Annotated in this window: 17 protein-coding genes; 6 read left to right on the top strand and 11 right to left on the bottom strand. The window is 32.3% G+C overall.

The annotated features are described in order from the left end of the window. Positions 1 to 19: 19 nt before the first annotated feature. Genes RR554_RS08255 through RR554_RS08245 form a run of 3 tightly spaced genes read right to left on the bottom strand, consistent with a single transcriptional unit; the run spans position 20 to position 1444 of the window. Complete coding sequence (locus tag RR554_RS08255; RefSeq protein ID WP_332467792.1) at positions 20 to 250, bottom strand: hypothetical protein; 231 nt, start codon at positions 248 to 250, stop codon at positions 20 to 22. Positions 251 to 298: 48 nt separating this feature from the next. Then, positions 299 to 982, bottom strand: a complete 684-nt coding sequence (locus RR554_RS08250; RefSeq protein ID WP_332463458.1) for a 5'-methylthioadenosine/adenosylhomocysteine nucleosidase — start codon at positions 980 to 982, stop codon at positions 299 to 301. Between the two features lie 36 nt (positions 983 to 1018). Beyond that, a complete protein-coding gene (locus tag RR554_RS08245; RefSeq protein WP_332467791.1) occupies positions 1019 to 1444 on the bottom strand; it encodes a hypothetical protein in 426 nt (141 codons plus the stop codon). 345 nt (positions 1445 to 1789) lie between these two features. Here RR554_RS08245 and RR554_RS08240 point away from each other — a divergent pair, with 345 nt between their 5' ends. Next, positions 1790 to 2281, top strand: coding sequence for an AAA family ATPase (locus RR554_RS08240; protein WP_332463456.1), 492 nt, complete (start codon positions 1790 to 1792; stop codon positions 2279 to 2281). Here RR554_RS08240 and RR554_RS08235 read toward each other — a convergent pair. The 4 genes from RR554_RS08235 to RR554_RS08220 form a co-directional block, all read right to left on the bottom strand. Then, the gene (locus tag RR554_RS08235; RefSeq protein WP_332467790.1) at positions 2276 to 2749 is read right to left on the bottom strand and encodes a glutathione peroxidase; all 474 of its coding nucleotides are present in this window, start codon (positions 2747 to 2749) and stop codon (positions 2276 to 2278) included. The two genes, RR554_RS08240 and RR554_RS08235, sit on opposite strands and share 6 nt — an antisense overlap. 130 nt (positions 2750 to 2879) lie before the next feature. Beyond that, entirely contained in the window at positions 2880 to 3041 is a 162-nt protein-coding gene (locus RR554_RS08230; RefSeq protein ID WP_332463454.1) for a hypothetical protein, read from the bottom strand. Positions 3042 to 3180: 139 nt separating this feature from the next. Beyond that, positions 3181 to 4086, bottom strand: coding sequence for a diacylglycerol/lipid kinase family protein (locus tag RR554_RS08225; RefSeq protein ID WP_332463453.1), 906 nt, complete (start codon positions 4084 to 4086; stop codon positions 3181 to 3183). A gap of 40 nt (positions 4087 to 4126) precedes the next feature. Beyond that, positions 4127 to 4777 (bottom strand): HD domain-containing protein, encoded by a 651-nt coding sequence (locus tag RR554_RS08220; RefSeq protein WP_332463452.1) that lies wholly within the window; start codon positions 4775 to 4777, stop codon positions 4127 to 4129. Positions 4778 to 4955: 178 nt separating this feature from the next. Between RR554_RS08220 and RR554_RS08215 the strand changes: the two genes are divergently transcribed. From RR554_RS08215 to RR554_RS08195, 5 genes are all read left to right on the top strand, one after another. Further along, on the top strand, positions 4956 to 6017 hold the full coding sequence (locus tag RR554_RS08215) for a DUF871 domain-containing protein (protein ID WP_332467789.1): 1062 nt from the start codon (positions 4956 to 4958) through the stop codon (positions 6015 to 6017). 3 nt (positions 6018 to 6020) lie between these two features. Beyond that, entirely contained in the window at positions 6021 to 6908 is an 888-nt protein-coding gene (gene murQ / locus RR554_RS08210; RefSeq protein WP_332463450.1) for an N-acetylmuramic acid 6-phosphate etherase, read from the top strand. A gap of 14 nt (positions 6909 to 6922) precedes the next feature. Further along, the gene (locus RR554_RS08205; RefSeq protein WP_332467793.1) at positions 6923 to 8356 is read left to right on the top strand and encodes a PTS transporter subunit EIIC; all 1434 of its coding nucleotides are present in this window, start codon (positions 6923 to 6925) and stop codon (positions 8354 to 8356) included. 1 nt (position 8357) lies between these two features. After that, positions 8358 to 8993: an HAD family hydrolase gene (locus tag RR554_RS08200; protein WP_332467788.1), complete on the top strand. Its 636-nt coding sequence runs from the start codon at positions 8358 to 8360 to the stop codon at positions 8991 to 8993. 93 nt (positions 8994 to 9086) lie between these two features. Then, complete coding sequence (locus tag RR554_RS08195; RefSeq protein WP_332467787.1) at positions 9087 to 9908, top strand: MurR/RpiR family transcriptional regulator; 822 nt, start codon at positions 9087 to 9089, stop codon at positions 9906 to 9908. 42 nt (positions 9909 to 9950) lie between these two features. Here RR554_RS08195 and RR554_RS08190 read toward each other — a convergent pair whose 3' ends face one another. Genes RR554_RS08190 through RR554_RS08175 form a run of 4 tightly spaced genes read right to left on the bottom strand, consistent with a single transcriptional unit; the run spans position 9951 to position 13593 of the window. Next, positions 9951 to 10916: a siderophore ABC transporter substrate-binding protein gene (locus tag RR554_RS08190; RefSeq protein WP_332463447.1), complete on the bottom strand. Its 966-nt coding sequence runs from the start codon at positions 10914 to 10916 to the stop codon at positions 9951 to 9953. A 15-nt stretch (positions 10917 to 10931) separates the two neighbouring features. Then, positions 10932 to 11690 carry an iron ABC transporter ATP-binding protein gene (locus RR554_RS08185; protein WP_332463446.1) on the bottom strand — a complete coding sequence of 253 codons (759 nt, stop codon included), beginning with the start codon at positions 11688 to 11690 and terminating at the stop codon, positions 10932 to 10934. Continuing rightward, entirely contained in the window at positions 11687 to 12649 is a 963-nt protein-coding gene (locus RR554_RS08180; RefSeq protein WP_332467786.1) for an iron chelate uptake ABC transporter family permease subunit, read from the bottom strand. The genes RR554_RS08185 and RR554_RS08180 overlap by 4 nt, the downstream gene beginning before the upstream one ends. Continuing rightward, the gene (locus RR554_RS08175; RefSeq protein WP_332463444.1) at positions 12646 to 13593 is read right to left on the bottom strand and encodes an ABC transporter permease; all 948 of its coding nucleotides are present in this window, start codon (positions 13591 to 13593) and stop codon (positions 12646 to 12648) included. Before RR554_RS08175 ends, RR554_RS08180 begins: the two co-directional genes overlap by 4 nt. Positions 13594 to 13630: the final 37 nt, after the last annotated feature.

Here is a 13630-nt window from a genome sequence, read left to right as displayed (position 1 = left end):
AATATCGACCTCGATTTTTTTACCTATTATCTTCTTTGTTCGCATTTTCTGTCATAGAATTTCTTTGCGTTTTATTCATTAAACTTGTTGTATTCTCTCCATTTTTGATACCAATATTTGCCTTATTAATACCACCTGCCCCTGTATTAACCATCTCTCTTGAACCCTTTAAAGGATCCTTACCTTTTTTTCGCAATCGATCATTTTTGATACGGATTTTTTCTGATTTCAACAACTTCTTCTCAACCATTTCAATCCCTCCATTGCTTTTCTTTATTATAGCACGGCTCTCTACGCTCTAACCCATGCTTTGCGTAAAATCACCTTTTCCAATCATCTTTAGAAAACTTTCTCCCACATAATCACTAACCTGTTTTTCATTCACATCATAGGTATCATGAGCACTATCATCTGCCAAATCCGAAATTCCTCTAATAGCGACAAAAGGAATATTGTTAATAAAACACGTGTGGGCAATAGCGCTTGACTCCATGTCTACTGCAACCGCACCAAATTTTTCAATAATAATTTGTTTTTCTTTATTACTTCCTATAAACTGCTCACCTGAGACAATACCACCTTTTAAACTGTTCGAAATATTAGTCAAAACAAAATCAACTAATAACGGATTTGTTTCAAATTTAGAAGTGTAAGGAAATAACTTATTCATCTGTGTGACATTAACATCATGATGACTGTAGTGAGAACCCACAATAATATCCAAAGGTTTTAACCCTGCTTGTAAACCACCAGCAATCCCTAAATTAAACAAGCAATCTGGTTTAAAATAATCAAGTAGCATTTGTGTATAGGCAACAGCGTTAGATTTTCCCACACCACTTGTCACTAAGACTAATTCAAACTCACCATAAGTTCCGATATAAAAGGTATTGCGATTTAGTTGTTTTTCTTCTGTTATTGTAATGTTCTTTAAAAGGTATTCTAATTCAATCGGCATTGCTGTGATAATTCCTATTTTCATATCTAACATTCCTTTTCTTATGTAATTTAACGGCCTTTATTTAAACTCGCCTATTTCTTTTAGCTCTGCATAACACTTATCATAATCTTTGGAGGACATCGACATTCTTATTTCTTTTACTGTTTCATAGGTATCTCCATGAATTATTCTCAAACGATAGACCTTCACATAATTGTTGCCAAATCCTGCTAAAAATTGACCATCTGCTCTTAATTTATGGTCTTTTTTTAAATAATTTTTTTTACCAAAATTAGCATAGATATAATTGTCTTTCGTTATTGTTAGTGTCGCCTTTCCTTCCAAATAAAGAAAAAGCGATAGACCTATAAAAATAAAACTAATAGCCCAAAAACTTGATTTATCATATGAAGAATACGTTAAATAAAAAAAGCTAACTATGTATAGCAATAATAAGAAAAACCAATGTCGTTTGTTTTTTGGATTGGTTTTAACTGTATACATCCTCACTACTCCCTATTCATTTATTATTTATTAATTATAGCAATAAATGAACGAACTTTTCACCTTTTTAATTATTCACTTTACTAATAATCTACTTTGACTGACAACCTGAACATAAAAAAAGCCCTTAGCTCATGCTAAGGACTAAAAAAGGAGTTGTTTATTTACTTTGGAGGAGTAAATAAATGAAAAAGTTTGTTAGGGTTGTTTGTTTTGTTGGTATGCTTATATATTAGCCTTTAAATGTGAATAATTATAGAATGAGTTGTTTCTTTTTATTGAAAAAAGTTTTAAGATAATTTTAAATAGAAAGATAGACTCACAACAACTAAGGAGGTTATTCTTTTGTCTAACGTTATTCTTATCCGTGGTAATTCTGGTAGCGGTAAAACCACAATAGCAAACGATTTACACGACTTTTTAGGTAGTGGGACACTGCTTATTTCTCAAGATTATGTCAGACGCACCATGTTGAAAGTACATGATAAACCAGGTAATTTAGCTATCGGTTTGCTTGAATCCATGATTACTTACGGAATTGAAAATTGCGAATATACCATTGTTGAAGGTATTCTAGCAAAAAATAAATACGAAGAGATGCTCATTAAATGCTTAGAAAAAGCAGACCATATTTTTGTTTATTACTATGATTTGTCTTTTGAAGAAACACTCAGAAGACACCTTACAAAAACTAATACTGATTTTGGTGAAGATAAGATGAAAAACTGGTTCATACCACACGATTTACTAGGTATCCAACATGAGAAAATACTAACAGATTCACTCTCTAAAGAAGATGCCTTGAATATGATTCTTCACGATTTAGCTCTTCTATAACGATTTTAAAATACTTTGAATGTCAGATCCCATCATTTCTGGTGTTGTTTTAGGTGAATAACGTTCAACAATTTCACCTTCTTTATTAATTAAAAACTTGGCAAAATTCCATTCAATTGGCTTCTTCCCTGTTTCTCTAATTAAGTAATCATATAACGGACTTTTTTCTTTTCCTCTTACTTTTATTTTAGCAAACATGGGAAATGTCACACCATAATTTAACTGGCAAAATGACAGAATATCCTCATTTGATTTCGGGTCTTGATTTAGAAATTGATTACACGGAAAACCAAGAATAACAAAATCATCTTCCTTGTATGTTTGATACAATTTTTCTAAGCCTTCAAATTGTTTAGTAAAACCGCACTTACTTGCAGTATTCACAATTAATATAGTTTTACCCTCATACGTACTAAGAAATTCTTTGGTGCCGTCCATCTTTTCCATTTCAAATTGGTAAATACTCATATTTGCCACCGTCCTTCACTAAGATGTATTCAGTGTATCACTTAATCATTTCTTTCAGTAATAGAATGAATTAAAAATCTTAGCTAGTTCAGAAAGCTCATAATTCCATACACATCGTTAGCCTTCGTTATTACTCTTTGTTTCTTTCTTCATCCTTTTTCTCAAACTGCTGTAAACTACTTAATATTTTCTCTTTATTATCAAATAATTTCTTAGCACCGGCCAACACAACTCCACTAGCTAAAGCCTTTTTTAAAACATTAGTTTTTTTATTCTTCTTTTTATTGCTCATATCATTCATCCTTTCTATTGTTATAAAACATATGAAAAGCTGTTCATATGTAAATATTAACCAAAAAACTAACATTTGTCAAATAAAAACATCGTATCAATATTTTCTTAAATTAATACGATGTTTTAAATATATTTAGTTAGGTATTTACCATAACTTTTAAATAGTGAGGCAAAACTTCAATTTTTATCGGTAGATCCTCACTAGGATCACCATCAATTCTTGTATTACTCTTTTTTGAAGAATGCATCTTTTTATTCTTTATTGTTAATGAATCTGTATGAAACGATTCTAATTTAGAAACTTCAAATTTTTTACCTGAGACTATTTGTTGTAAATATTTCATAATCTTATAAAACGATAAATTATTAATAATATAAACATGCATCAATCCATCGTTTACTTGTGCGTGAGGGCTAAATGTAGAAAATCCTCCTAATGAATTTGTCATTGATATGATCACAATAGCGACATTTGATACTATTTTTTGGTCATTAAAACATATTTCCAATTGATGTTTTCTCAAAAACTTTTTTATTTTTATAAAACTTAAAAGATACGTCACAAACCCGAACTTTTTCTTATCATCACTGGTTACATAAAGAGCTACATCAGCGAACAATCCAATAGTTAAACTACTAATCATTACCTTATCATTTACTTTTGCAATATCAATATTTTTAACATTGTTTTTAAGTAAAACTTTCACTGATTTCTTTATATCTATAGGGATTTCCAAGGCTTGTACAAAATTATTTACCGTTCCAGTTGGTATTATTCCTAGACTTGAAAAATTCCCTCCATCCACAATACCTAAAACAACTTTATTGATTGTTCCATCACCACCTAAAGCAACAATGAGATCGTACTTTTTTTCTGAACAATTTTTAGAATAGCTGTATAAATCAATACTTCCTTTAGATTCATATACCTCAATATGCGCTGTTTTCCAATGTTCACTAAGTTCTTTTTTTACATAATGTGCTATTTTCTTATTTTCACCATTACCAGATATTGGATTATATATAATCGTTATTTTCTTCATAAGCACTCCTTACTTGTATAAAAATAAGCACATAATAAATTTATTTAGACTCTTCAATAAAATTCTCTACAAAAAGTACCATAAAATCTGTCTTTTTTTTTGCCATCTCTACTCCTGTTTTTGTTTGCATCATCTCTTTTAACTTAAATAATTTTTCATAAAAATGATTAATCACAGTTTGGTTCACTCGGTAGTCTTCTTTTGTCATATTTTCTCTCGGCAAAATAGTTTCATCATACATCTTATGCCCTTTTCTACCACCATAATAAAATGTTCGGCCAATTCCAATCGCGCCAAGCGCGTCCAAACGATCCGCATCTTGAACAATTTTAGCTTCAAGCGTTAAGTCGTTTGCTGTTTTATTTTCTAGCTGATGGCTAAACGAAACATTGTCTATCACTTCAAATAAATGTTGTTGCTCATCTTTATCTAGTTGAATGGAGTCTAAAAAGTCACCTAACTCATTTCTTGCTTCCTGAGGATCTGAAACTAATTTATCATCCATCACATCATGTAGGTATGCTCCTGCAAGAATAATAAATAGATTTCCACCTTCAATTTTTTGAATTCTTTGAGCCTGACAAACCACTCGGTGAATATGATCCATATCATGCCCTGTTTTATCATTCGATAGAATTTTTTCAGCGTATGCTTTTATTTCTTTCAATTTATTTTTCTTGATAGCGTTCATAACTTTCCCTACTTTCTTATTCTATTATTACTATAATACGCTATTACATTTAAAATATTAATTAATTCACCTGAAGAAATAAAATTCCTTAAGAAAACCTTTTCTTGCTAAATTGTTGAAATTTTATTTCTTAACAGGTATAATGACCGTGAACTTAAAAACAAAGGAGGCGTTACATGTGTTTGGCTTTTCAGTTTTTCTAGGGTCTTCGATTAGCGATGAAACTGAAAAATACATCGCTAAAATGAGTGAGAGCGGTTTTAAAGGTATTTTTACTTCCATGCATATTCCAGAAGATGATTCTTCAAAATATCTGGATCGAATCACCCAACTTGGTTACCTTGCTAAGAAACATCACCTACATTTAATGGTCGATATTTCTACTAAAGGGCTAAACTCTCTAGGCTTTGATTTAATTAATGATATTGAAAAAATCAAAGCATTAGGCATTACAGGTTTACGAATGGATTACGGCATCTCAATGGAAACCATCGCAAAAGTGTCACATCATCTGACGGTTGGGTTAAATGCTAGCACGTTATCACATAATGATGTAGCTGAATTAAAAGAATACCATGCTGCTTTTTCAAACATGGAATTTTGGCATAACTATTATCCAAGAGTTGAAACTGGACTTGAAAAAGAAGCTTTCATCCAAAAAAATGCTTGGTTAAAAGAATTAGGTGGTAAAATTATTGCCTTTACTCCTGGTGATGATGTTCTTAGAGGACCTCTATTTGATAAACTACCTACCTTAGAGGTCCATCGTTACTCACATCCTTTAGCTGCAAGTATTGATTTGTTAGATGACTGCTTTGTAGATGAAGTCTACATTGGCGATGAAAAGCTCCTTCTTGAAACAATCAATCAATTTGAAATGTACCAAAAAAATGACCTTATTTTATTACATAGTTTCTTTTATTATCAAGATTTCAAAGAATTATTAGTTGGTATACATACAAATCGAATGGATAGTGCAAGAGATGTCGTTAGAAGTCAGGAAGCTCGCTTTAAAGAGATTCCGCCGATTAAACAAATTAATACCATTACTCGTTCAATTGGCTCTATTACTCTTGATAATGATCTTTACGGACGTTACGCAGGTGAATTACAAATTGTAAAAAGAAATTTACCTGCTGATTCACGCGTCAACGTTTTAGGAAAAGTAATAGATAAAGATTTAGATTTAATCAAATGGATAAAAGCAGGACAAAAATATCAGTTTATCAGAAAGGATTGACTCATGGACTTAACTAAATTAACAACTGAGAGAAGAAATAACAAAACAATGAACTTAGATGAATTATCATCTCTAGAAATATTAACCATTATGAATGAAGAAGACGCTAAAGTTTCATTAGCTATTAAAGACAAGTTGAAAGACATTGATGTTGTTGTCAATGAAATCATTAAATCATTTAACCAAGGCGGACGCCTTATCTATATGGGAGCAGGAACAAGTGGACGTTTAGGAATTTTAGATGCCGCTGAATGCGTACCAACTTTTGGCACTGACCCTGAAATGGTACAAGGATTAATTGCTGGCGGTGATCAAGCAATGACAGTTGCTGTTGAAGGTGCTGAAGATTCAAAAGAATTAGCAGCAAATGACCTTAAAAATCTTAACCTAAATGAAAAAGATATTGTTATTGGTATTGCAGCTAGTGGACGTACTCCATATGTTATTGGTGGCTTAGAATACGCTAAAAGCGTCAATGCCACTACTGCAACTATTGCCTGTAATCATAATGCACTTATTAGTCAATACGCAACATACCCGATTGAAGTAGATGCTGGACCAGAAGTATTAACTGGCTCAACTCGTTTAAAAGCTGGGACAAGTCAAAAATTAATTCTAAATATGCTTTCAACTGTTTCTATGATTGGTATTGGAAAAGTATACAATAACTTGATGGTTGACGTTAAAGCAACAAATGAAAAATTAGTAGAACGTTCAAAACGTATTATTATGGAAGCAACTGATTGTAATTATGAAACAGCTGAAAAAACATTTAATCTTGCTGATGAAAATGTTAAATTAGCCATCGTTATGATTTTAACTGGTGATTCTTTAGAAGAGGCTTCAACACGGTTAGAAAAAGGAAAAGGTTTTATCAAAAATAGTATTTAATACTGGGGGAAATAATTATGACAGATCGTATTAAAAATATTGCTAATGGCATTTATAAAAATGTTGGTGGCATGGAAAATGTAACTAAAATTGTTCATTGTATGACTCGCGTTCGAATGGAAATTTCAGACTACGACAAAGTCGATTTAGAAAGCTTAAAAAATGTTGAAGGTGTTATGGGTGTTGTTGAAGATGACACACTACAAGTTGTCGTTGGACCTGGTACAGTGAACAAAGTCGCTCAAGAAATGGTTGATATGGCTGGAGTTAAATTAGGTGAAGAGATGACTAATACTCACACAACATCAGGAAAAGACGCTGTTGAAGCAAAAGCTGCTCAAATGAAAGCAGAAGTAAAAAAGAAAAATCAAAAACCATGGTCAAAAGCATTAAAATCAATCGCTAACATTTTCGTTCCATTAATCCCTGCCTTTGTTGGTGCTGGTATTATTGGTGGTATTGCCTCAGTTCTTGGTAACATGATGACTGCTGGACAAATCAGTGGCGAAAACTGGGCAAACATGATTACTGTTTTAAAAATTGTTCAAAGTGGGGTTTTTGCTTACCTAAATATTTATGTAGGTATTAATGCTGCAAGCGAATTTGGTGCTTCTCCAAGTTTAGGTGGGGTTATCGGTGGTATTATCATGCTTACTGGGGTAACACCTGAAAATCCACTTCCTAATATTTTAACTGGTGGCGACTTAAGTCCGAACCAAGGTGGTATTATTGGCGTTATTCTTGCCGTATTCTTAATGGCTATGATTGAAAAGAAATTACACAAAGTTATTCCTGAATCAATTGATATCATTGTCACACCAACTGTTACTTTACTAGTTATGGTTATGGTAACTATCTTCTTGATTATGCCTGTTGCTGGCGCTATTTCTGCTGGCCTTGTTGGCTTTATTAATTGGATTTTAGGAGTTGGTGGTGCTTTTGCCGGCTTTATGTTAGGTTCATTATTCTTACCAATGGTTATGTTTGGTTTACATCAAATTTTAACTCCTATTCATTTAGAAATGATTAATGCAGATGGCTATACACAACTACTTCCAATTCTTGCAATGGCTGGTGCTGGACAAGTTGGAGCAGCTATCGCTTTATGGGTTCGTTGTCGTAAAAACAAACAATTAACAGAAATGATTAAAGGTGCTCTACCAGTAGGTGTTTTAGGTATTGGTGAACCTTTAATTTATGGGGTTACTTTACCATTAGGTCGTCCATTCATTACTGCTTGTATCGGTGGTGGTATTGGTGGTGCTGTTATTGGATTATTTGGTAACGTTGGTGCTACTTCGATTGGACCAAGTGGGGTTGCTCTTATTCCATTAATTAATAATGGTCATGTTTTACACTATATTATTGGTTTACTTTCAGCATACGTTGGTGGTTTCTTAGCAACTTATTTCTTTGGAACAACTTCAGAAATGAGAGTTAAACAATAAAATGAAAAAAGCGGTTATCTTCGATATGGATGGCGTCCTCATCCAATCGGAAATACTTTATCAACAAAGACGTGCAGCATTTTTCAGTGAGCACAACTTACCCTTAGACGATGATTTTCAACATAAAGTTATTGGTTCTAATCCTAAAGACATGTTCACACTTCTTTTTCCAGATTCTACTGAAAAAAGAAATTTGTATTTAATAAAATATCAATTGTTTAAAGAAGAGTTTACAATTGATTACAAGCAAATATTAACAGAAGATGTCGAAGAAGTATTAAAGTGGCTCAAAGACCATCAGTTTAAAATTGCATTAGCTTCATCAGGTGAGTATTCTATTCTTTTAGATATTTTAGCAAAAACTGACTTAACACCTTACTTCAATGTTGTCGTCAGTGGCGCTGATATGAAACACTCAAAACCTGCACCTGATGTCTATCTAGAGGCTATAAAACAATTAGGTTATCACCCAGATGATTGTGTAGCAATTGAAGATTCCACTCATGGTATTAATGCAGCCGTTGCAGCCGGTATTGACTGTTTAGCATTAAAACCTACAGAGTTTGATATTGATCAACGATTAGCCACTAAAATAATTCTTTCGTTAAACGACATCCCAAGCTGGTTATCATCGTAGATTTTAAGACATACAACCTATATAATAGGCTTGTATGTCTTTTACTATTCAATGAAAGGTCAAAAAATGATGAATTATAATATAATCTATGTAATGAAAGAAAAACTAAATAGTTTATCTAATGCAGAAAAAAAATTGGCTTCTTGGATTATGGATAATCCTCAAGAAGTTATTAGTATGAACGTTACTCACTTGGCAAAAGAAGCAAATTCAAGCCCAGCAACTATCGTCAGACTTTGCTATTCACTTGGACTTGATGGCTTTACAGATTTAAAACTACAATTATCCAAAAATTTACCCCAAATAAAAGAAAATTTGCATACTGATATCGTAAAAGACGAGGAAATTCATCAAATAAAGAAAAAGCTAAAATTCAATTTAAATAATAGTTTTGAAGAAACCTATAATTTATTAGATGATGAAGCACTCAATAAGGCTGTTACTTTTATTGAAGCCAATACTAACATTTTTACATTCGGTATTGGGGCATCTGGGTTAGTTTCCGAGGATTTACATCAAAAATTCACTCGAATTGGTAGAAATATTTTTTTCAGTAAAGACAGTCACTTGATGGCAACTTCTTTAGTCAGTAACTCATCATCGGCTACGTTTATTGCTATCTCTAATTCAGGTGAGAAACAAGAAGTAATTCATTTAGCTCGAATTGCTAAAAATCAAAATATTCCAGTCATCGTAATTACTAGCTCACCTGATTCCAGTTTAGCCATTTTAGCAGATGCTTTATTGATTACATCAAGAGCAAGTGAAGCACCGATTAGAAGTTCTGCAACCAACTCAATGATGGTACAATTATTCACAGCAGATATTATCTTTTCCATGTATGCCTCAAGAAACTATGAAGACACTCTCAACAAACTAAATATCTCTAGACAAATAATTGATACTTTAAAATAAAAAACAGCTTAAGATAATAATTTATCTAAGCTGTTTTTTACTTTATTCAAACGCCTTCATCACATCTTTAATCATCAATTCAGTTGACTCAATCCCGCCACCTGATAAATACCATACATCTGGAGTTAATGAAATTACCTTACTGTTTTTTCCAGCATTAGTTTGTTTAACTAATTCATTATCAGCAACATTATTTTTACTGTCATCTCCACCAATTGCTTTTGTTCTATCAATAACAAAAAGAATATCTGGATTTTTCTCTAACACATACTCATAAGACACCTCTTGTCCATGAGTTGATGCTTCAATGTTATCATCAGCTAAAGCAACACCAAATGTATCGTGGATAATACCAAAGCGTGAACCTTCACCGTAAGCAGATAATGAGCCCTCATTGACTAACGTTACTAATCCTTTTTCCTTACTTGCTTCAGCTTTTTCTTTCACTTCTTTGATACTTGTTTCTAATTTAGCTATCTTTTCTTTTGCTACATCTTCTTTATCAAAAATAGTGCCTAATGTTTCAATATTTTGTTTCGTTGATTCCCACGTTTTATTACTATCTATCCCTAGATAAAGTGTTGGAGCAATTTTTTCTAAGTCTTTTTGAGAATCTTGTTGGCGACCTGAGATAACAATTAATTCTGGTTGCATCGCATTTATTTTTTCTAAATCAGGCTCTTTAATCCCACCTGCTGATTCAACTGAATCAAACGTAGCCAAATATTTAGGTAATGTTTTTAATGGTGCTCCGACGACTGTATCTCCTGCACCCAGTTGATTAATCGTATCTAGTGAACCCATATCAAAAACAACTACTTTTTTTGGATTTTTAGGTACTTCAACATCTTTTCCCTCACCATCTGTTACACTAATTGTCTTCTCTTCTTTTGTAACACTACTTGCTTTAGTTTCTTCTTTTTTATCCCCAGCCTGATTACCACATGCACCTAAAAATAATGTAGCAACAGCTAAAATACTTACTAATCCAACTAATTTTTTCTTCATTTTGATATTCTCCTTTTAATTAAAATATAAACAGAATCGTTTACCTTCCATCTCACATACACGAATATTCATGTCATAAAGTTCATCTAAAACTTCTTTTGTAATAACTTCGTCTGTTGTACCGGTTTTAAAAACTTTTCCTTGTTTCATTGCAACAATTTCATCTGCATAACTTGCAGCAAAATTAATATCATGTAATACAATAATGACCGTCTTCTTTTTTTCATCTACTAAACGGCGAATTGTCTTCATTAATTGCACAGCATGATTCATATCTAAATTATTGAGCGGCTCATCCAAAAAAATATATTCTGTATCTTGTGCTAGAACCATCGCAATATAAGCCCTTTGTAATTGTCCTCCTGAAAGAGTACTGATGGATTCTTCAGCTAAATCAAGTAACCCTAAATAAGTCAGCGCTTCTTCAATCTTTTCTTTATCTACCGCTGTTAGTCTTCCTATACTATGTGGAAACCTGCCAAAAGCAACAAGTTCTCTAACCGTTAATTTTAGTTGCACACCGTTTGCTTGTTTTAATATAGATAGTTTTTGAGCTAATTCTTGTTGATTCCAAGTTTTAATCTCTTCTCCCTCTAAATAAATACCTCCTGTGTCCTTATCCATCAACCGGCTCATCAGCGATAATAGCGTACTTTTCCCAGCACCATTTGGGCCAATAAATGCCGTTAGTTTTTGCTTTGTGACAATGTAATCTATTTCATGAAGAACTTCTTTATCACCGTATTTTTTTGTTACTTGATTTATCTCCATCATACCTGCCCTCCTTTTCTTTTTAATAGTTTCCAAATAAAGTAAAGACCACCACTAAATTCAATCACAACACTAAGTGTCGTATTCATATGAAATACTTGTTCCACTAAAAATTGACCTGAAACAAGGAATAAAACACTCAATAACGCACCTGAAATAAATAAATAGGTATGTTTATATGTTCCTATCCATTGATACGTAACGTTTGCCACAATAAAGCCTAAAAAGGTAATTGGTCCAATTAGCGCCGTTGCTAAAGCCACTGCTAGACTAATTAAAAATAACAAATATTTTCTAAATCGATTGACATTAATCCCTAAATTAATTGCTTGCTCTAATCCTAAATGTAAAACATCAAGCTTAGGACTTGCTTTAAAGAAAAGAATGACTAAAACAATTACCACGGGAATAACTAAGGTCAGTAACGATACTTCTACATTACTAAAACTTGCAAATAACTTCCCTTGAAGTTTGTCATATTCATTTGGGTCCATCATTACCTGTAGAAAAGTACTCATACTTTTAAATAACGTCCCTAAAATCATGCCAATCATCAACAGTAAAAATAAATCCTGACCCTCTTTTTTTAATAATGTTGAAAATAACAACACACTAATTAAAACCATCAATATAACATTTAAGAAAAAAACTATTGGTTCTCTTTGATAATTACTTCCCATCATAAAAAAAAGAAGTGTTTGAATTAAGACATATAAAGAATCGAAACCTAAAATACTCGGTGTTAAAAAATGATTCTGAGAAATTGTTTGAAATGTAATTGTTGAAAAACTTGTTAATAACCCGACAATTAAAAAGGCTAGCAATTTTTTTCCTCTTAATAATAAAGCAAACTCCCAATTACCATACGTCTGATACGTTAAAAAAAGGAGAACAACACATAGTGTTAACAAACTTAGAATAAGAAATTGTAAAAAGTAATTGTTTTTTACAAGCAGTTTCATTCCTTAGCCCCCTTAATCAATAGGCTAATAAAAATAACACTTCCTATGACTCCAACAATTAGACTGACAGGCACTTCATAAGGTTGCCTGATAATACGTGATAAGATATCGCAAATAACTAAAAATAAACTACCCGACACAGCTGTTATCCATAAAGTGTTTTTCATCTGATCTCCGAAAAATTGAGAAACAATATTGGGAATAATGACACCAATAAAAGGTAAACCACCAATTGTTACTAATGTCACACTACTTGCAACAGCCACTAACAATAAACCTAACAACTGAATTTTTTCATAATTAAGACCAATAGTAACCGCTATGTCTTCTCCCATGCCCACAATTGTAAATTTATAGGCAAAAAAATAACATATGACTAATATTGGAACTGAAAGATAGATTAATTCATAGTCACCCTTCATTACTGTTGAAAAGCTACCTTGAAGCCAAGACGTCATATTTTGAATAAGCTGAAACTGATAAGCGAAAAACGTCACAATTGAGCCGATAACACTACCAAACATTACCCCGACTAACGGAATCATAATTTGATTTTTACTGGGAATTGATTTGATTAGTTGAACAAATAAATATGTACCAAAAAAAGCAAATAAAAAAGCAACGAATGAACGAGTTAGAATTGAACTTGAAGGGAAAAAAAGCATCGCTACAAGCATTCCTAAACGGGCACTATCCATTGTTCCAGCTGTTGTTGGAGAGACAAATTTATTTTGTGTTAAGTGTTGCATGATTAATCCGCACACACTACTTGTTGCTCCAGCAATGATTAAACTAGCCGTTCGAGGAACTCGAGTGTTCCACAAGACTAGTTGCTCTAATTCATTAAAATGAAATAAATTAGTAATTGAAATACTTTGTACACCAATAAACAATGACAAACAAGAAAAAAAGAGTAATAAACTCAACGGAATTGTTTTTTTCATAACAAACCTTTCTAACATTTAATTGATAATGATTTTC

Origin of the sequence: Vagococcus sp. (genome assembly GCF_036639995.1) — a bacterium.
In the GTDB taxonomy this organism is placed as follows: domain Bacteria; phylum Bacillota; class Bacilli; order Lactobacillales; family Vagococcaceae; genus Vagococcus.
Note: the sequence above shows the minus strand (reverse complement) of the source record. Positions and strands in the feature narration are given on the sequence as shown.